The sequence below is a fragment of the Actinosynnema sp. NPDC049800 genome (assembly GCF_040656635.1).
Classification (GTDB): domain Bacteria; phylum Actinomycetota; class Actinomycetes; order Mycobacteriales; family Pseudonocardiaceae; genus Actinosynnema.
Genome location: NZ_JBFAMT010000037.1, coordinates 46,462 through 68,742, shown reverse-complemented (window position 1 = coordinate 68,742; position 22,281 = coordinate 46,462). Strand labels below are relative to the sequence as shown.

Annotated in this window: 1 protein-coding gene; it reads right to left on the bottom strand. The window is 73.8% G+C overall.

The window, feature by feature from the left end:
• Window positions 1-3 precede the first annotated feature (3 nt).
• Window positions 4-22,266: an SDR family NAD(P)-dependent oxidoreductase gene (locus AB0I91_RS31240; protein ID WP_499640197.1), complete on the bottom strand. Its 22,263-nt coding sequence runs from the start codon at window positions 22,264-22,266 to the stop codon at window positions 4-6.
• Between the last annotated feature and the right edge of the window lie 15 nt (window positions 22,267-22,281).

The following is a 22,281-nucleotide window of genomic DNA, read 5'->3' as shown; positions in this document are numbered from 1 at the left end:
CAGCTACTCCCCCGCGGTGCGGTGCTCGCCCGATCGGATGACCTGGGTCCTGCGGTGCTCGTCGTCGAGGATGCTGAACAGCTCGCTGTCGGTGGCGTCGTCCAGGTCGTCCTCGGGCTTGGTGCGTTTGGCGGTCCACGACGCCAGCAGCGCCTCCAGTCGTGCGGCGATGGCGTCGTGGTCGGCGTCCTCGGTCCGGTCCAAAGTGGACTTCAGTTGGTCGAGCTCGGCCAGCAGCGGGTCGGGCGCGCTCGCGGCCAGCCGTTCCCGCAGGTGCTCGGCGAGCCGGGCGGGCGTCGGGTGGTCGAAGGTGAGGGTGGCGGGCAGGCGCAGCCCGGTCGCCGCGTCGAGCTGGTTGCGCAGCTCCACGGCGGTCAGCGAGTCGAACCCGAGGTCCTTGAACGCCCGGTGCGGGCCGACGGCGTCGGTGGACGCGTGGCCGAGCACCTGGGCCGCGGCGCGCCGGACCAGGGCCAGCACGTCGTGCGTCGGCTCGACCCGGGGCGGGGCGGTCGGGCGGGTCCGGACCAGCGACCGGTCCGCCGCGCGGCGGTCGAGTCGGACCGGCGCCAGCACCGGTTCGCCCGCGGTGAGGGCGGCGTCGAACAGGGCCAGGGCCTCGTCGGTCGCCATCGGGAGCACGCCCGCCTTCGCCACCCGGCGCCGATCGGCGTCGGTGAGCTTGCCCGTCATGCCGCTGGTCCGCGCCCACGGTCCCCAGGCCAGGGACACGGCGGGCAGGCCGTTGGCGTGCCGGTGGGTGGCCAGGGCGTCGAGGAAGGTGTTCGCGGCGGCGTAGTTGGCCTGCCCCGGCCCACCCAGCACGCCCGCGGCCGAGGAGAACAGGACGAACGCCTCCAGGTCGCCGGCCAGCTCGTGCAGGTGCAGCGCGGCGGCGGCCTTGGGCTCCCAGACCGCGGCGAACCGCTCGGCGTCCAGCGACTGCACGACGGCGTCGTCCAGCACACCGGCCGTGTGCACGACCGACGTGACGGGGTGCTCGGCCAGCAGTCTCGCCACGGCGTCGCGGTCGGCCACGTCGCAGGCGACGACCGTGACGTCGGCCCCGGCGAGGTCCGCGAGCAGGTCGGCGACGCCGGGCGCGGCGGGCCCGCGTCGGCTGACCAGGACCAGCCGCGTGACGCCGTGGGCGGCGACCAGGTGACGGGCGACCGCGGCGCCGAGCACGCCCGTGCCGCCGGTGATCAGCACCGTGCCGTCCGGGCCGAGGGTGGACGGCAGCGGCGCGAACTCCGCGCGTTCCAGGCTGGGCACGTGGACGCGGCCGGCTCGGACGGCCAGCTGCGGCTCGTCGCCGGCCACGACTGCCGGCCCGTCCGTGTCGACCAGCACGAACCGCCCGGGGTGCTCGGAGGCGGCGGAGCGGACCAGGCCCCACACGGCGGCGGCCCGGAGGTCGGTCACGTCCTCGCCCCGCACCGACACCGCGCCGCGCGTCACCACGACGAGCCGGGCCGAGCCGTCGTCGTCGGCGGCGGCGTCGGCGGCCAGGAACTCCTGCACCACACCCAGGGTCTCGACCGGGTCGGTGGCGTGGTGGAGCCGGTCGGTTCGCCCGGCGGGTCCGGCGGCGGCGTCCGTTCCGTGCCAGGCGACCCGGTAGAGGGACTGCCGGCGAGGTGCCGACTGCGGGGCGCGCAGGGTCAGCGACTCGATGGCCGCGATCGGTTCGCCGGCCGGGCCGACCAGGCCGACCCGGTAGGTCTCGGGTCCGGTGGCGGTGAGCTTCACGCGTGCCGAGGTGCGACCGGTCGACCAGACCGTGACGCCGGTGAACGAGAACGGCACCTTGGCGCGGTCGTCGGCGATCGTGACGGCTTGCAGCGCGGCGTCCAGCAGCGCGGGGTGCAGGGTGAACCGATCGCCGTCGGTGGCGGCGAGCCGGACGTCGGCGTAGAGGTCGTCGCCGTGCCGCCGAACGGCGTGCAGGCCCTGGAACGTCGGGCCGTACTCGAAGCCGGCGTCGGCCAGGGTGTCGTAGAAGCCGGTCAGGTCGACCGGTTCGGTGTCCGGCTCCGTCCACGGCACGGGGGCCGCGCCGGCGCCGAGCACACCGGTGGCGTGCCGCAGCCAGTCGCCGTCCGACCTGGAGTGGATCGCGACCGCACGTCGTCCGGCCTCGTCGGGCGCGCCGACCGTGACCCGCACGTCGACCGCCCCGGCGAGCACCAGCGGCGCCTCCAGCGCCAACTCCTCGACCGCCGGGCAGTCGACCTGACCACCCGCCCGCAACGCCAGTTCCACGAACGCGGCACCCGGCAGCAGCGCGGAACCGAGCACGGTGTGCTCCGCGAGCCAGGGCTGGGCGGCCGGGGACAGCTGCCCGGTCACCACCACGCCCTGGTCGTCCGCCAACTCCACCACCGCGCCCAACAACGGGTGGTCGACCGCGGCGAGCCCGGCGCCCGTGACGTCCGTCGACGCCGCGGGCACCAACCAGAACCGCTCGCGCTGGAACGCGTAGGTGGGCAACTCGACGTGCGCGGTCGGCAGGGTCCATTCGGCACCGGCCACCCACAGCTTGCCGAGCGCGGCGAGCACCCGTTCGGGCTCGTCGTGACCCCGCCTCATCACCCCCGTCGACACCAACGTGGGATGCGGCCCGACCTCCAACAACGCCGTCACACCATGGGCACGCAACCACTCCACACCATCGGCAAACCTCACCGACCCCCGCACCTGACGCACCCAATACCCAGCGTCGAACACCGTGCCTGCGGAAGGGTCCCCGCCCAGGGGATCCCTGTTTTCAACGCTACCCGAACGGTCCGACAACACGGTCGACACAATCGGGATCTGTGGATAACCGAACGACAACCCCTCCACCACCCGCGCGAACTCCGCCAGCATCGGGTCCATGTGAGCCGAGTGGAACGCGTGGCTCACCGCCAGCCGCCGCGTCTCGTGACCCAAGGTCTCCCACAAGTCCGCGACCTCCAAGACCGCGTCCTCGTCACCCGAGATCACCACCGCCTCGGGCCCGTTGACGGCCGCGATCTCGACACCCTCGGGCAGCGTCTCCGCCACCTCCGCCGCGGCAGCCCGGATCGACACCATCGCCCCACCCGGCGGCAACTCCTGCATCAACCGACCCCGCGCCAACACCAACGTGCACGCATCATCCAAACTCAACACACCCGCAACATGCGCGGCAGCGATCTCACCCACCGAATGCCCGATCAGGTAATCCGGCTTCAGCCCCAACGACTCCACCAACCGGAACAACGCCACCTCGACCGCGAACAACGCCGGCTGCGCAAACCCCGTCTGATCCACATCGACATCCCACAACGACAACCCCAGCCGCCCACACACATCATCCAACGCCTCCGCGAACACCGGATAGGCGTCATAAAGACCACGACCCATACCCCGCCACTGCGAACCCTGACCCGAGAACACGAACGCCGTCTTGCCGGGCACGGCCTCACCGATCGGCACGTCGCCTCGGGCGAGCGCGTCGAGGTCCGCCGCGAGCGTGGCCGGATCGGTGAGCGCGGCGCGGTAGGGCAGCCGAGCCCGCGTGGCCAGGGCGGCGCCGACCGCCGGGTCCTCCGCGAACCCACGCAGCCGCCGTGCCTGCGCCCGCAACGCCTCCGGCGACCTCGCCGACAACAACCACGGCACGGCCTCCGGCGCCTCGACCGGCTCGGCGGGCACGTGTTCGAGGATCAGGTGCGCGTTCGTCCCGCTGATCCCGAAGGACGACACACCCGCACGACGCGGCCGGTCGACGTCGGGCCAGGGCGTGGCCTCGGTGAGGAGCCGGACGTCACCGGTCTCCCAGTCCACGTGCGTGGTGGGCCGGTCGACGTGCAGCGTCCGGGGCAGCACGCCGTGCCGCATCGCCATGATCATCTTGATCACGCCCGCGACACCAGCAGCCGCCTGCGTGTGACCGATGTTCGACTTCACCGAACCCAACCACAACGGCACCGAACGATCCTGACCGTAAGCCGCCAGAAGCGCCTGCGCCTCGATCGGATCACCCAACGTCGTACCAGTCCCATGCGCCTCCACAACATCCACATCGGACGCAGACAACCCCGCGTTCACCAACGCCTGCCGAATCACCCGCTCCTGAGACGGACCATTCGGCGCCGTCAACCCATTCGACGCACCATCCTGGTTCACCGCCGAACCCGCCACCACCGCCAACACCTGGTGACCACGCCGACGCGCGTCCGACAACCGCTCCAGCAGCACCAGACCGGCGCCCTCGGACCAGCTCGTGCCGTCGGCCGCGTCCGCGAACGACTTGATCCGCCCGTCCGCCGCCAGACCGCGCTGCCGGGAGAACTCCACGAACCCGGACGGCGTCGCCATCACCGTCACACCACCGGCCAGCGCCAGCGTGCACTCCCCCGACCGCAGCGCCTGCGCGGCCAGGTGCATCGCCACCAGCGACGACGAGCACGCCGTGTCCACCGACACCGCCGGACCTTCCAAGCCCAACAGGTACGACACCCGCCCGGACGTCACGCTCGTCGCCGTGCCGGTCGACAGGTAGCCCTCCAGGTCGGGCGGCTGCGCCCCGGCGCCGTACCCGGACGACCAGATCCCGGTGAACACGCCCGTCCGGCTGCCCCGCAACGACGTCGGGTCGATCCCAGCGTGCTCGAACGCCTCCCACGCCGTCTCCAGCAAGACCCGCTGCTGCGGATCCATCGCCAACGCCTCACGCGGCGAGATCCCGAAGAACCCCGCGTCGAACCCGGCCGCGTCACGGAGGAATCCACCCGAACGCGTGTAGCTGGTGCCGGGCCCGCCCGCCGGGTCGTAGAGCCGGTCGAGGTCCCACCCGCGGTCGCCCGGGAAGTCGCCGATCGCGTCGACGCCGTCGGTGACCAGCCGCCACAGGTCCGCCGCCGAACCGACACCGCCCGGGTACCGGCACGCCATCCCGACCACCACGATCGGGTCATCCGCGGCGGCCACGGCGACGGGCGCGACGGCACGCCGTTCCCGGCCGAGCAGCAGCCCCCGCAGGTGGGTGGCGAGCGCGGACGGCGTCGGGTGGTCGAACGTCAGCGTGGCGGGCAGCTTCACGCCCAGCGCGGCGGCCAGCCGGTTGCGCAGCTCCACCGCCGTCAACGAGTCGAACCCGAGATCCCGGAACGCCCGGTTCGGCGCGACCCGGTCGGTGCGGCCCAGCACCACGGCGGTGTGCGTGCCGACCAGGTCGAGCACGACGGTGTGCTGCTCGGCCTCGGGCAACGACGCGAGCCGCCGCGCCAAGTCGGTGTCGGCGATCCGCCGCGCCCGCCGCGTCAACCCGCGCAACGACGGCGCGGTGAGGTCGAGCCGAGCGGGCACCACCGCGGGCGCGCCGTCGGCCAGCGCCACGTCGAACAGCGCCAACGCGTGCTCGGTCGACATCGGCACGATCCCGGACCGCTCCAGGCGACGCTGATCGGCCTCGGTGAGGTGCCCGGTCAGGCCGCTGGCCTGCTCCCACTGCCCCCACGCCAGCGACACGGCGGGCAGCCCCAGGGCGTGCCGGTGGCCGGCGAGGGCGTCCAGGAACGCGTTGGCGGCGGCGTAGTTGCCCTGCCCCGCGCCGCCGAGCACCCCGGCCGCCGACGAGAACAGCACGAACGCCTTCAGGTCGCGGGTCAGCTCGTGCAGGTGCCACGCGGCGTCCACCTTGGGCCGCAGCACGTCGTGCACGCGTTCGGGGGTCAGCGACGTCACCACGGCGTCGTCCAGCACGCCCGCCGCGTGCACGACCGCGCACAGGTCGGGGATCGTGGCGAGCACGTCGGCGAGCGCGGCCCGATCGGTCACGTCGCACGCGACCACCGACACGTCCGCGCCCTCGATCTCCACCTCACCGCCACGACGGCCGAGCAGCACCAGCCGCCGGGCGCCGTGCCGGGCCACGAGGTGCCTGGCCACCAGGACGCCCAGCGTGCCGGTGCCGCCGGTGATCAGCACGGTGCCGTCCAGGTCGAGCGCGCCCGGTGAGCCCGGCGCCCGGTCGAGCCGGGGCGCGAGCACCGCGTCGCCGCGGACCACCACCTGGAACTCGTCGGCCGGCACCCGGACCTCGCCGTCGTGGTCCACGTCGACCAGGGCGAACCGGCCGGGGTGCTCGGCCTCGGCCGCCCGCACCAAGCCCCAGACCGCGGCGGCGGCGAGGTCGGTCACCTCGCCCGGGCCGGCCGCGCCGCGCGTGACGATCGCGAGCTTCCCGTCCTCCGAGGTGCGCAGGAAGTCCTGCAGGACGGCCACCGTCCCGGCGACCAGGGTGTGCGCGGCCGCCACCGGATCGGCGCCCGGCGCGCTGACCACGTGGTGCACGGCGGTGTCTTCGAACGCGGGCGTGACCGGAACCCAGTCGAGGCGGAACACCCGGTTGTCCCGGGTTTGGAAGTCCGCCGTCATCGGCCGCACGGTCAGCGCGTCCACCACGGCCACCGGCTCACCCGCATCGGTGGTCAGCAGGACCCGGTAGGTGTCGGGAGTGGTCGGCGTGAGGCGCACGCGCGCCGCCGTCACCCCCGTCTTCAGCACGGCGACGCCGGCGAACGAGAACGGCAGCCGACCCGCCGCGGCCAGCGTGAGCGGCTGCAACGCGGCGTCCAGCAACGCGGGGTGCAGGCCGAAGCCGTCGCGGGCGTCCAGGGCGACCTCGGCGTACAGCTCGTCGCCGTGCCGCCACACCGCCCGCACGCCCTCGAACGCCGGGCCGTACTCGTAGCCCTGGGCCGCGAGGTCGTCGTAGAAGCCGGTGAGGTCGACTCGTTCGGCGTCCGGCGGCCACTCCAGCGGACGTGCCACGGGTGGGTCGACGTCGAGCGTGCCGGTGGCGTGCCGGACCCACTCGCCGTCGCGCCGGGAGTGGATGGCGACCGCCGTGCCGTCGACCACGACCTGGACCGGCACGGCGTCCTGCGCGGGCAGCACCAGCGGGGCTTCCAGCAGCAGTTCGGCCAGCACGGGCCGACCGACCTGGGCGCCCGCGCGCAGGGCGAGTTCCACGAAACCGGTGCCCGGCAGCAGCACCGACCCGTGAATGGCGTGATCGGCCAGCCACGGCTGAGTGGCCGTCGACAACCGCCCGGTGAGCACGACCCCGTGCCCGGCCGCGAGGTCCACGGCCGCGCCGAGCAGCGGGTGGTCGGCAGAGTCGAGACCTGCCGCGGTCACGTCCGCGGACCCTGGCCCCGGAGCCAGCCAGTAGCGGTCGTGCTGGAACGGGTAGGTCGGCAGGTCGACGTGACCGGCGGCGGGCCGGGGCCAGTCGACGTCCACACCGGCGACGAACAGCCGTGCCGCGGCGGTGGTGAAGTCGCCCTGGTCACGGCGCAGGGTGCCGGTCGCAACCGTGACGTCGAGCGCGGGCACCAGCACCGGGTGGGGGCTGACCTCGATGAACACGTCGTGCGCGGCGCCCGTCAACGCCGCCACGGCCCGGTCGAACCGCACCGGCTCGCGCAGGTTCCGGTACCAGTAGGCGGCATCGACGGTCCCGACCAACCCCTCGGTCACGGTCGAGTAGAACGGGATCCGCGCCGGCCGCGGGTCGATGTCCGCGAGGTCGGCGAGCAACCGCTCCCGAACCGCCTCCACCTGTGCCGAGTGCGCCGCGTAGTCCACCGGGAGGGCGCGGGCCCGGATGCCGTCGGCCTCGCAGGCCGCCACGAGCTCGGCGAGCGCGGCCGGATCGCCCGACACGACCACGGAGTCCGCCGCGTTGACCACCGCGACCGACAGCCGGTCACCCCACCGCGACAGCAGCTCCGAGTCCGGCGGCAACGACACCGACACCATCCCACCCCGACCGCTGATCGCGACCAAAGCCTTGCTGCGCAACGCAACCACCCGCGCCGCATCCTCCAACGACAGCGCCCCGGCCACGTACGCCGCCGCGATCTCACCCTGCGAATGCCCCACCACCGCATCCGGCTCGACGCCACGAGACCGCCACAACGCCGCCAACGACACCATCACCGCGAACAACGCCGGCTGCACCACGTCCACGCGATCCAACGCACCACCGCTCAACACCTCGACCAACGACCAGTCCACGTGCGGGGCCAACGCCCGCTCACACGCGTCCACCGCCTCCCGGAACACCGGCTCGGACGCGTAGAGGTCACGCCCCATCCCGACCCACTGCGCACCTTGGCCGGGGAACACGAACACCGACTTGCCCAACACCGACGCCGAGCCCGTCACCAACCCCGGATGCTCCCGACCCTCCGCCAAGGCGCCCAGGGCCGCCGGGTCCGACACCACCGCACGATGATCAAAACGCGCCCGACCGGCCAGCACCCGGGCCACGGCGGACTCGTCGGCCGCACCGACGGCCCGGGACAACCGGCGGGCCTGGTCGCGCAACGCCCGCTCGGACTTGCCGGTGATCACCCACGGCGTCCGGCCGCCGTCCCCACCCGGCTCCGCGTCGGTCTCGGGCGCCTGCTCGATGATGACGTGGGCGTTCGTGCCGCTCACCCCGAACGACGACACACCCGCCCGACGCGGACGACCGACCGCCGGCCACGGCACGGTGTCCGTCAGCAGCCGGATGTCCCCCGCCGTCCAGTCCACGTGCGGGGTCGGCTCGTCCACGTGCAACGTCCGCGGCAACCGACCGTGCCGCAACGCCATCACCATCTTGATCACACCCGCGACACCCGCCGCAGCCTGAGTGTGACCGATGTTGGACTTCACCGAACCCAACCACAACGGCACCGAACGATCCTGACCGTAAGTCGCCAGAAGCGCCTGCGCCTCGATCGGATCACCCAACGTGGTGCCCGTGCCGTGCGCTTCAACGGCGTCCACTTCGGACGGACGCACGCCGGCATTCGCCAGCGCCTGCCGGATCACCCGTTCCTGGGACGGCCCGTTCGGCGCGGTGAGGCCGTTCGACGCGCCATCCTGGTTCACCGCCGAACCGGCCAGCACCGCCAGCACGCGGTGACCGTTGCGGCGCGCGTCCGACAAGCGTTCCAGCAGCACCAGACCCGCGCCCTCACCCCAACTCGTGCCGTCGGCGGAAGCGGAGAACGGCTTGCACCGACCGTCGGCCGCCAACCCGCGCTGCCTCGAGAACTCGGTGAACCCCAGCGGGTTCACGATCACCGTCACGCCACCGGCCAGCGCCAGGTCGCACTCACCCGACCGCAACGCCTGCGCGGCCAAGTGCATCGCCACCAACGACGACGAGCACGCGGAGTCCACCGACACGGCCTGGCCGCGCAACCCGAGCAGGTAGGCGACGCGACCGGACGTGACGCTCGGTGAGATGCCGGTCGCCAGGTAGCCCTCGGCGTCACGCGGGGCCTGCTCGACCACGCCCCCGTACCCCGAGGACCACAGCCCGGTGAACACCCCCGTCTGGCTGCCCCGCAACGAGGTCGGGTCGATGCCCGCGTGCTCGATGGTCTCCCACGCGGTCTCCAGCAACACCCGCTGCTGCGGGTCCATCGCCAACGCCTCACGCGGCGAGATCCCGAAGAAGTCCGCGTCGAACCTGGCCGCGTCCGTCAGAAATCCACCGGAACGGGTGTAGCTCGTCCCTGGGTGGTCAGGGTCCGGGTGGTAAAGCCGGTCCAAGTCCCAACCACGATCGGTCGGGAAGTCCGTGATGGCGTCCACACCATCCATCACCAACCGCCACAAGTCATCCGGCGACTCCACACCACCCGGCAACCGACACCCCATACCCACGATCACGATCGGGTCGCCGTCCACCGCACGCACCACCGGTGCAACGACCTCCGCACGCGCGCCCGACAGCTCCAACCGCAGGTGTTCGACCAGTTCCTCGGGTGTCGGGTGGTCGAAGACGAGGGTCGCGGGCAGGCGGAGGCCGGTCGCCGTGGCGAGCCGGTTGCGCAGCTCCACGGCGGTCAGCGAGTCGAAGCCGAGATCGCGGAAGGCCAGCCGGGGCTTGATCGCCGACGCGTCGGTGTGCCCGAGCACGGCCGTGGTGTGGGTGGTGACGAGGGACAGCAGGTCGGTGTCGGGCGCGGTGGGAGGCGGGAGCGCGCGAGGTGCCCGGGTCGTCAGCTGGGCGGTCGTCACCGCGGGCTGCCCACTGGCGAGCGCCGCGTCGAACAGCGCCAGCGCGTGCTCCGTCGTCATCGGCGCGATGCCGGCGCGGGCGAAGCGCTCCTTGTCGGTCGCGGTGAGGTGCGCGGTCATGCCGGACGCCTCGGCCCAGTGGCCCCAGGCCATCGAGACGGCCGGCAGGCCGAGGGCGTGCCGGTGCCGGGCCAGGGCGTCCAGGTAGGAGTTGGCGGCGGCGTAGTTGGCCTGTCCGGCCGTGCCCAGGACGCCCGCGGCGGCGGAGAACAGCACGAACGCGTCCAGGTCGCCGGTCAGTTCGTGCAGGTGCCAGGCGCCGTCCACCTTGGGCCGCAGCACGCGGTCCAGCCGTTCGGGGGTGAGACCCTGCACCACCGCGTCGTCCAGCACCCCGGCCGCGTGCACCACGGCGTTCAGGTCGGGAATCGACGCCACCAGCTCCGCGACCTGCTCGCGGTCGGACACGTCACACGCGACCACGCGCACGTCGGCGTCCAGTTCCGGAGCCTCACCACCGCCGCGACTCGCCAACACCAGCCGCCGCACGCCGTGCCGGGTGACCAGGTGCCGTGCCAGCGCCCGCCCGAGCGTCCCCGTGCCGCCGGTGATCAGCACCGTGCCGTCGGCGAGCCGGGGCACGGTGAGCACCAGCTTGCCGACGTGCCCGGCCTGGCTCATCAGCCGGAACACGTCCACCGCGCGCCGGATGTCCCGGCCGGCCACGGGCGGCAACCGGAGCACGCCCGCATCGAACAGCTCCAGCACCGAGGTCAGCACGTCACCCAGGTGGGCGGGATCGGCGTCGTTGAGGTCGAACGCCCGGTAGTCCACGCCGTCGAGGACCCGGACGTCGGTCTTGCCCATCTCCACGAACCGGCCACCGGGCGCGAGCAGGCGCAACGACGCGTCGGTGAACTCGCCGGCCAACGAGTTCAGCACCACGTCCACCCGCGGGAACCGCTGCTCGAACTCCAACGTCCGCGACGACGCGATGTGGTCATCGGCCACACCCAAGCCACGCAACACGTCCCACTTGCCCGGACTCGCCGTCGCGAACACCTCCGCGCCCAGGTGCCGCGCCAGCTGGATCGCGGCCGTGCCGACACCACCCGCGCCGGAGTGGATCAACACCCGATCGCCCGGCCGGACGCGGCCGAGGTCCACCAGCCCGTGCCACGCGGTCAGGAACGCCACCGGCACCGCTGCGGCCTGCGCGAAGGACCAGCCGTCCGGGACCGGCGCGAGCACCCGCCCGTCGGCGACCGCCCGCGGCCCGAACGTGCCGGACGCGAGACCGAGCACCCGGTCGCCCACCCGCCACCGCGTGACGCCCGGCCCGACTTCGAGGACCGTCCCGGCCGCCTCGCCGCCCAACAGCGCCGGGTCCGGGTACATCCCCAACGCGACGAGCACGTCCCGGAAGTTCACCCCCGCCGCACGCACCCCGAGCCGCACCTGGCCCGGCTCCAACGGCACCTCGGCCACCTCGGCGAACGTGAGGTCGTCCAGGCTGCCGGTACCCGACTCGACCAGCCGCCACGGACCGTCGACCGACGCCGGCCGCGACGTGGACGACACCTGGCGGGGCGCCAGGACCGCGTCACCGCGGATCGCCAGCTCCACCTCGTCGCCCGCCACGGCCGCCGCCTCCGCCGCCCGCGCCACCGTCGCGTCGCCGTCCAGCTCCACCGCCACGAACCGGCCGGGGTGCTCGGCCGCGGCGCTGCGGACCAACCCCCGGACCGCCGCCCCCGCCGGGTCGTCCGCCCGGGTCGGCACCACCAGGCGCGTCCGGTCGTCGGTCGCCAGGAACTCCTGCACCAGGCCGAGCGCCCGTCGGGTGAGGTCGTGCACGGACTCGGGGTCGGCCGAACCGGTGAGCAGCGGCGCGAGGCGGACGGGCACGGGGGCGGACTCCACCACCGGCACCCATTCGGTGCGCAGCAGCGTGGTCGCCGATGCGGCTGCGGGTCGCACGGTCAGCGCGTCGATCGTGGCCACCGGTGCGCCCGCGAGGTCGGTCACCCTGACCGCGTAGGTGTCGGAGCCGGTGCGGGACAGGTGGACGCGGGCGGCCGAGACGCCCGTCGTGTGCACGGCGATGCCGGTGAACGAGAAGGGCAGGCGGAGGCGGTCGTCCGGGTGCAGCAGGATCACCGGTTGCAGCGCGGCGTCGAGCAATGCCGGGTGCAGGCCGAACCTGGCGCCGTCCGGCACCTGGACCTCGGCGAACAGCTCGTCGTCACCGCGCCACAACGCCCGCACGCCTCGGAACGCCGGGCCGTACGCGTAACCGAGGTCGGCGAGGTAGTCGTAGAAGCCGTCCGGGTCGACCTGTTCTCCAGTGGGCTCCCACGCCGAAGTGGACGCGGCCTGCGCGCGGTCGAGCGTGCCGGAGGCGTGGCGGACCCACTCGCCGTCGACGCGGGAGTGCACGGTGACCGGTCGGCGATCCGCGTGGTCGGGCGCGCCCACGGACACCTGGACGTGCGCCGGGCGTTCGGTCACGGTGAGCGGCACGTGCAGCACGAGGTCCGCGACGACCGGGCAGCCCAGCGCCCGTCCCGCTTCGCCGGCCAGTTCCGCGAACGCCGTGCCGGGCAGCAGCACCGCCCCGTTGACGGCGTGGTCGGCCAGCCACGGGTGCGTCCGGGTCGAGAGGCGGCCGGTGAGCACCGCGCCCTGGTCGTCCGGCAGGTCCACGGACGCGTCCAGCAAGGGGTGGCCCAGCGTGGGCCCGCCGGTGCCCGGCAGGAGCCAGTAGCGCGTGCGCTGGAACGGGTAGGTCGGCAGCGCGATCCGCCCCGCGGTCGGCTTGGGCAGCGGGTAGCCGTGCACGACCAGGGTGGCCAGGGCGCCGCGGAAGTCGCTGCGGTCGCGCCGGAGCGTGCCGGTGGCGACCCTGACGTCCAACGTGGGCACCAGCACCGGATGCGGGCTCACCTCGATGAACACGTCATGCCCGGCCTGCGTCAGCGCATCGACCGCCCGGTCGAACCGCACCGGTTCACGCAGGTTCCGGTACCAGTAGGCGGCATCGACGGTCTCCACCAAGCCGTCCGCCACCGTGGAGTAGAACGGGATCCGGGCCGGTGCGGGGTCGATGTCGGCCAGGTCGGCGAGCAGTCGTTCCCGGACCGCCTCGACCTGGGCCGAGTGCGCCGCGTAGTCCACCGGGATCCGCCGGGCGTGCACGCCCTCCCGCTCGCACAGCTCCAGCAGCTCGTCCAACGCGCCGGGCTCGCCCGACACCACCACCGCGGACGCCGAGTTCACCACCGCGACGCTCAGCCTGGCACCCCACCCCGACAACAGCTCCGAGTCCGGCGGCAACGACACCGACACCATCCCGCCTCGACCGCTGATCGCGACCAAAGCCTTGCTGCGCAACGCAACCACCCGCGCCGCGTCCTCCAACGACAGCGCCCCGGCCACGTACGCCGCCGCGATCTCACCCTGCGAATGCCCCACCACGGCGTCCGGCTCGACGCCGCGAGACCGCCACAACGCCGCCAACGACACCATCACCGCGAACAACGCCGGCTGCACCACGTCCACGCGATCCAACGACCCGCCGCTCAACACCTCGACCAACGACCACTCGACGTGCGGCGCCAACGCCCGCTCACACGCGTCCACCGCCTCCCGGAACACCGGCTCGGACGCGTAGAGGTCACGCCCCATCCCGACCCACTGCGCACCTTGGCCGGGGAACACGAACACCGACTTGCCCAACACCGACGCCGAGCCCGTCACCAACCCCGGATGCTCCCGACCCTCCGCCAACGCACCCAGACCAGCCGGGTCCAACACCACCGCACGGTGATCGAACCGCGCCCGACCAGCCAGGACGCGTCCGATCTCGTCGTGGTCCCCGGGGTGTTCGGCGACGAAGTCCCGCAGCCGCCGAGCCTGGTCGCGCAGCGCCTCCGGCGTCTTGGCCGACAGCAGCCACAGCTGCTCGGCCTCCACCGGCCGCGCGTCCTCCGGAGCCTGCTCGATGATCGTGTGCGCGTTCGTGCCGCTGATGCCGAACGCGGACACCGCCGCCCGCCGAGGGCGTTCGGCGTCGGGCCAGGCGACGGACTCGGTCAGCAGCCGGACGTTCCCGGCCTCCCAGTCCACGTGCGGCGTCGGCTCGTCCACGTGCAGCGTCTTCGGCAGCACGCCGTGCCGCAGAGCCATCACCATCTTGATCACGCCGGCCGCGCCCGCCGCCGCCTGCGTGTGACCGATGTTCGACTTCACCGACCCCAGCCACAAGGGTTCGGACCGATCCCGGCCGTAGGTCGCCAGGAGCGCCTGCGCCTCGATCGGATCACCCAGCGTGGTGCCCGTGCCGTGCGCCTCCACCGCGTCCACATCGGACGGTGACAGCCCGGCGTTCGCCAAGGCCTGCCGGATCACCTGCTCCTGGGACGGCCCGTTCGGCGCGGTCAACCCGTTCGACGCGCCGTCCTGGTTGACGGCGGTCCCCCGCACGACGGCCAGCACGTGGTGGCCGTTGCGCCGGGCGTCGGACAGTCGTTCCACCAGCAGCAGGCCCGCGCCCTCGGCCCACCCGGCGCCGTCGGCGGCGGCGGCGAAGGACTTGCTGCGGCCGTCCGGCGCGCTCGCGCCCTGCCGGGACATCTCGGTGAACAACGACGGCGTGGCGTTGACCGTGACCCCGCCGGCCAGCGCGAGATCGCACTCGCCCGACCGCAGCGCCTGCGCGGCCAGGTGCAGCGCGACCAGCGACGACGAGCACCCGGTGTCCAGCGACAGCGCCGGGCCGACCAGGCCGAGCAGGTAGGAGAGCCGGCCGGAGCCGATGCTGGTCGCCGTCCCGGTGACCTGGTAGCCCTCCAGGTCGTCCGGGATCGACCCGGCGGCGTACCCGGTGGACCAGATGCCGGTGAACACGCCCGTCCGACTGCCCTGCAACGACGTCGGGTCGATCCCAGCGTGCTCGAACGCCTCCCACGCCGTCTCCAACAACACCCGCTGCTGCGGATCCATCGCCAACGCCTCACGCGGCGAGATCCCGAAGAACCCCGCGTCGAACCCGCCCGCGTCGGTCAGGAACCCGCCGTGCCGGGTGGACGACGTGCGCGGCCGGGCCGACGCGGGGTCGAACAGGCCGTCCAGGTCCCAGCCGCGGTCCTCGGGGAACCCGCCGATGGCGTCGACGCCCTCGGACACCAACCGCCACAGGTCGTCCGGCGACTCGACGCCACCGGGGAACCGGCAGCCCATGCCGACGATCGCGATCGGTTCGTCGGTCGCCGCCGCGGCCGTGGTGGCACGAGCCGCGCGCTCACCGCGCAGGTGTGCGGCGAGCCGTTCGGGCGTGGGGTGGTCGAAGACCACGGTGGACGGCAGCCGCCTGCCCAGGGCGGTGGTGAGGCGGTTGCGCAGTTCGACGGCGGTCAGCGAGTCGAAGCCGAGTTCCCGGAACGCCCGCCGGGTGTCGACGGCCTCCGGCGAGGCGTGGCCCAGCACGGCCGCCGTGTGGGTGGTGACCACGTCGAGCACGTCGACGTCGGACGTCACGCCCGGCTCGACCGGTTCCTCCCGGCCCTGGGCCTCGGGCAGGTCGGCGAGCAGCCTGCTCGGCCGCGCGCGGGTGTAGGCGGGGGCGAACTCCGCCCAGTCGACCGGGGTGACCACGGCGTGCGGCACGTCCTGGTCGAGCACGTCGCGCAACGCCGCCAGCGCACGCCCGGACGGCATCTCGCCCAGGCCGAGCAGCCGCCGCTGCCGCTGCACGGACTCCAGCGAGGCCATGCCGCCCTCGGCCCAGATGCCCCAGGCCACCGACGTGGTCGCCCGGCCCTCGGCGCGGTGCCGGGCGGCGAGGGCGTCGAGGAACGCGTTGCCCGCCGCGTAGGCCGCGCCGTGCCCGTCGCCCCAGACGCCGGCCGTCGACGAGAACAGCACGAACGCGTCGAGGTCGGGCAGCAGGTCGGCCAGGTGCGTCGCGCCGGCGACCTTGGCGGTGATCACGTCGGCGAAACCGGCCACGTCGTCGTCGGCCAGCCGACCGGACCTGATCACGCCTGCCGCGTGGAACACCGACCGCACGTCGCCGACCTCGTCCAGCAACGCCGCCAGCGCCGCCCGGTCCGCCACGTCGCACGCGGCCACCGTGACCCGCGTGCCGGCGGCGGCCAGCTCGTCGCGCAGCCCGGTCGCGCCGGGGGCGTCCGGCCCGCCGCGGCTGACCAGCACCACGTGCTCGGCGCCCTGGCCGGCGAGCCAGCGGGCCACCTGAGCGCCGAGCGCGCCCGTGCCGCCGGTGATCAGGGTGGTGCCCTCGGGCCGCCACGCCCGGACCGCCGGGGTGGGCCGGGCCCGGCGCAGCCTGCGCGCGAAGACGCCCTCGGCGCGGATCGACACCTGGTCTTCCCGGCCGACGATCGCGGCGAGCAGGCGGCGCACGCCCGACGCGTCCGGGGTCGCCGGGACGTCGACGAGCCCGCCCCACCGGTCGGGGAACTCCAGCGCGGCCGACGTGCCCAGTCCCCACACCAGCGCCTGTCGCGGGCGATCGTCGAACGCGCCGCTCGTCACGCACCACAGCGGGGCGTCGAGGTCCCGCACGGCGGCCAACGTCCGCGCCAGGCCGACCGGCACGGCCGGGTGGTCCGGGTGCGGCGACTCGTCCAGCGCCAGGAACGACAGCACGCCGTCGACCCGCTGCGCCGTCTCGACCACCTCGACGCCGCTGTCCCGCAACGCCTCCACCGCCGCGTCGACCCACGGGTGCCCGCCGTCGGGCCGCAGCACCAGCCACCGCCCGGCCGGAGCCGAGGTGGGCGTGACGGGCGTCCACGTGACCTCGTACCGCCACGGGTCCGCGGTGGGCGCGGTGGACGTGAGCCAGTACGGCTCGTGCTGGAAGGCGTAGGTCGGCACGTCCGCGCGACCGGCCGGCGGCAGCGCGGGAGTCCAGTCGACGTCCACGCCCGCGACGAACAGCCGGCCGGCCGCCGCGAGGAACTCCCCGGGCCCGCCCCGGTCTCGGCGCAGCGTGCCGGTGGCGACCGTGACGTCCAGGGTGGGCACCAGCACCGGGTGCGGGCTGACCTCCACGAACACGTCGTGCCCGGCGTCCGTCAACGCCTGGACGGCACGGTCGAACCGCACCGGCTCCCGCAGGTTCCGGTACCAGTACCCGGCATCGACGGTCCCGACCAGCCCCTCGGTCACCGTGGAGTAGAACGGGATCCGCGCCGGCCGCGGGCCGATGTCCGCGAGGTCGGCGAGCAACCGCTCCCGAACCGCCTCCACCTGTGCCGAGTGCGCCGCGTAGTCCACCGGGATCCGCCGGGCGTGCACGCCCTCCCGTTCACACAGCTCCAGCAGCTCGTCCAACGCGCCCGGTTCACCCGACACGACCACCGTGGACGCCGAGTTCACCACGGCGACCGTCAGCCGATCACCCCAGTGTGACAACAACCCGGAATCCGGCGGCAACGACACCGACACCATGCCGCCGAGACCGGAGATCGCGACCAAAGCCTTGCTGCGCAACGCAACCACCCGCGCCGCGTCCTCCAACGACAGCGCCCCGGCGACCTGCGCCGCCGCGATCTCACCCTGCGAGTGCCCCACCACCGCGGCCGGCTCGACACCGAACGACCGCCACAGCGCGGCCAACGACACCATCACCGCGAACAACGCGGGCTGCACCACATCCACCCGGTCCAGCGCCCCGCCGTTCAACACCTCGACCAACGACCAGTCGACGTGCGGCGCGAGCGCCCTCTCGCACGCGTCGACCGCATCCCGGAACACCGGCTCCGACGCATACAGGTCACGGCCCATGCCGACCCACTGCGCGCCCTGACCCGGGAACACGAACACCAGGTCGCCGGTGGTGGCCGGCGGGGCGGGCGGTGGCGGGGCAGCGAGCAGTTCGGCCCGATCCGCGCCGACCAGCACGGCGCGGTGGCGGAACCGGGCACGGGTGGCCAGCTCACCGGCGATCGCGGCGACCGGCACGTCCGGGTGCGTGAGCGCGTGCTCGCGCAGCCGTTCGACCTGGGCGTGCAGTGCCGCCTCGGTCTTCGCGCTCACCAGCCACGGCACCGTCCGGACTTCGCCGACCCGCGGCACGACGGCGTCCGGCGCCTGCTGGAGCACGAGGTGGGCGTTCGTGCCGCTGATCCCGAACGCCGAGACGGCCGCGCGCCGGGGACGTTCGGTGTCGGGCCAGGTGGCGGACTCGGTGAGGAGCCGGATGTCGCCTGCCGTCCAGTCCACGTGCGGCGTCGGCTCGTCCACGTGCAACGTCCGCGGCAGCACACCGTGCCGCAAGGCCATCACCATCTTGATCACACCCGCGACACCCGCCGCGGCTTGCGTGTGGCCGATGTTCGACTTCACCGAACCCAACCACAACGGCACCGAACGATCCTGACCATAAGTCGCCAGAAGCGCCTGCGCCTCGATCGGATCACCCAACGTCGTACCAGTCCCGTGCGCCTCCACCGCGTCCACATCGGACGGTGCCAGCCCGGCGTTCGCCAGTGCCTGCCGGATCACGCGTTCCTGAGACGGCCCGTTCGGCGCGGTCAACCCGTTCGACGCACCGTCCTGGTTCACCGCCGAACCGGCCACCACCGCCAACACCCGATGACCACGCCGACGCGCGTCCGACAACCGCTCCAACAGCACCAGACCCGCGCCCTCGCCCCAGCTCGTGCCGTCGGCGGAAGCGGAGAACGGCTTGCTGCGGCCGTCCGGCGCGAGCCCGCGCTGCCGCGAGAACTCGGTGAAGATGACCGGCGTCGCCATCACCGTCACGCCACCGGCCAACGCCAGGTCGCACTCGCCGGCCCGCAGCGCCTGCGCCGCCAGGTGGATCGCCACCAGGGACGACGAGCACGCGGTGTCGATCGACAGCGCCGGTCCGCGCAGACCCAGGTGGTAGGCGACGCGGCCGGACGTCACGCTCGTCGCCGTGCCGGTGACCAGGTAGCCCTCGACGTCCTCGGGCACCGGCGCGCCGACCGCGTACCCGGAGGACCAGATGCCGGTGAACACGCCGGTGCGGCTGCCGTGCAACGAGGTCGGGTCGATGCCCGCGTGCTCGAACGTCTCCCACGCCGTCTCCAGCACCAGGCGCTGCTGCGGGTCCATCGCCACGGCCTCGCGCGGCGAGATCCCGAAGAACGCGGCGTCGAACCCGCCCGCGTCGGCCAGGAACCCGCCCTTGGCCACGGCGCTCGTGCCGCCGCTGCGCAGCTCCGGGTCGTGCAGCCGGGCGAGGTCCCAGCCGCGGTCGGCCGGGAAGTCGCCGATCGCGTCCACCTCGGCGGTGACCAGGCGCCACAGGTCGTCCGGCGACGCCACGCCGCCGGGGAACCGGCACCCCATCCCCACGATGACGATCGGGTCGTCGTCCACCGCCGCCACGACGTCCGGCACGTCCGCGACGCCGTCACCCACGTGCGCCACCAGTTCCGCGGGCGTCGGGTAGTCGTAGATCAGGCCGGACGGCAGCCGCAGGCCGAGCGCGCTGTTGATGCGGTCGCGCAGCGCGACACCCATCACGGAGTCGAAACCCAGGTCCTTGAACGTCAGCGTCGGGTCGATCTCGGCCGCGTCGGCGTGCCCGAGGACCGCGGCGATGGCGGCGGTGACCTGGTCGGCCGGATCGGCGGTCGGTCCGGCCGGCGCTTCGGGCGTGACGTCGCCGAGCCAGTGCCGCCGGCGTTGGAACGCGTAGGTCGGCAGGTCGGCAGGCTCCACCCCCGCCGGGAACGCGGGCGTGAAGTCGACGTGCCCGCCCGCCACGAACACCCGGCCCAACGCGGCCAGGAACTCCGCCCGGCCGCCCTCGTCGCGGCGGAGGGTGCCGGTGGCCACCGGGACGTCCAGGGTCGGCGCCAGCACCGGGTGCGGGCTCACCTCGACGAGCACGTCGTGGCCGTCGGCGGCCAGCGCGGCGGTGGCCAGGTCGAAGCGGACCGGCTCGCGCAGGTTGCGGTACCAGTAGTCGGCGTCGAGGCCGGCGGTGTCGAGCGGCCCGCCGGTGACCGCCGAGTAGAACGGCACGTCGCCGCGCCGCGGTCGCACGTCGGCGAGGTCGTCCAGCAGCCGTCGCCGAATGGCGGACACCTGCGCCGAATGGGCGGCGTAATCCACCGGAATGGCGCGCGCCCGAATGCCGGCCGCCTCGCACGCCGCCGACAACTCGGCCAGCGCGGCGGGCGTGCCGGACACCACGACCGAGCCGGGCGCATTTACCACCGCAACTGTCAACTGACCATTCCACCGCGCCACGAATTGCTCGGCCTCATCGACCGGAAGTGTGACGGAAATCATTCCGCCCTGTCCGGCCAATGAGACCAGCGCGCGGCTGCGCAATGCCACGACGCGCGCCGCGTCGGCCAACGACAATGCGCCGGCCACGTGCGCGGCGGCGATTTCGCCTTGGGAATGGCCGACCACCGCGTCCGGTTCCACGCCGTGGGACCGCCACAGCGCGGCCAGCGACACCATCACCGCGAAGAGCGCCGGCTGCACCACGTCGACCCGGTCCAGCGCGTCGCCGTGCAGGACGTCCACCAGCGACCAGTCGGTGTGGGGCGCGAGCGCGGCGGCGCAGGCGTCGATGCGCTCGCGGAACACCGGCTCGGTCGCGTACAGCTCGCGGCCCATGCCGACCCACTGCGCGCCCTGACCGGGGAAGACGAACGCGGTCCGGCCCAGGTCGGCGGCCCGGCCGGTGACCAGGTCCGGCGCCGGGCGGCCCTCGGCGAGCGCATTGAGCGGTGCTCGGCCGAGGAGCACGGCGCGGTGGGCGAAATGCGTGCGGGTGGTCGCCAACGCGTGGCCGACCTCGGCGGACGTCAGGTCGGGGTGGGCGGCGAGGTGGTCGCGCAGTCGCCCGGCCTGCGCCCGCAGCGCCTGCTCGGTGCGGCCCGACAGCACCCACGGCACCACGCCCGACGCCGGTCCGGACTCGGCCCGCTCCCGGTCCGGGGGTTGGGCGAGGACCACGTGCGCGTTCGTGCCGCCCATGCCGAAGGCCGACACGCCCGCGATCAACGGCCGGTCGGCGCGCGGCCACGGGGTCAGCTCGGTCTGGACCCGCAGCTTCAGCGCGTCGAACGGGATGTCGGGGTTGGGCGTGACGTGGTTCAGGCTTGCGGGCAGGGCGCGGTGGCGGATGCTCAGCACGGTCTTGAGCAGGCCGACGATGCCCGCCGCCCCCTCCAGGTGGCCGACGTTGGTCTTCGCCGAGCCGACGAGCAGCTCGGTGGTGCGCCCGGCGTGCGCGGCGCCGAGGCCCGCGGCTTCGACCGGGTCGCCGACCGGGGTGCCGGTGCCGTGCAGCTCGACGTACTGCACGTCGTCGGGGCGGACGTCCGCGCCGGCCAGGGCGTCGGCGATGACCTGGGCCTGGGCGTCGGCGCTCGGCGTGGTCAGGCTGCGGGTCGGTCCGTCGTTGTTCACCGCGCTGCCGAGGATCACCGCGTGCACCGGGTCGCCGTCCGCGAGCGCCCTGGCCAGCGGCTTGAGCACGACCACGCCGCCGCCCTCGCCGCGGGCGAACCCGTTGGCGCGGGCGTCGAAGGTGTGGCTGCGACCGTCCGGTGACAGCCCGCCGAACTCGATCCCGCTCGTCTCGCGACCGGCGGCGAGGTTGAGGTTCACCCCGCCCGCCAGGGCGAGCGCCGTCTCGCCGCGCCGCAGGCTCTCGACCGCCAGGTGCACCGCGACCAGCGCGGACGACTGCGCCGCGTCCACGGTCAGGCTCGGCCCGCGCACGCCGAGGAAGTGCGACACGCGGTTGGCGATGACGCCCCGGTTCGTGCCGGTCATCGTGTGCGGGGTGACGTGGGCCGGGTAGCTCAGCGTGGTGTAGTCGTCCCAGGTCGCGCCGATGAACACGCCCGCACGTCCGTCGGTGAGCGTGCCGGGCACGATCCGCGCGTCCTCCAGGGCTTCCCACGCCAGCTCCAGGGCCAGCCGCTGCTGCGGGTCCATCGCGGCGGCCTCGCGGGGCGAGACGCCGAAGAACGCCGCGTCGAAGGCGTCGACCCGGTCCAGGAAGCCCGCGGGCAGGTCGCCCGCCCGGCCGGGCGGCGGCGGGGTGATCGCGTCCAGGCCGTCGCGCAGCAGCCGCCAGAACGCCGCGGTGTCCGGCGCGCCGGGCAACCGGCAGGACATTCCGACGATCGCGATCCGGTCGTCCCCACGAGACATTTCCCCACCCATCGG

Bases quoted from the DNA above. Each gene is read 5' to 3' on its own strand.
- AB0I91_RS31240 (WP_499640197.1), bottom strand. From the start codon at position 22,266: ATGTCTCGTGGGGACGACCGGATCGCGATCGTCGGAATGTCCTGCCGG.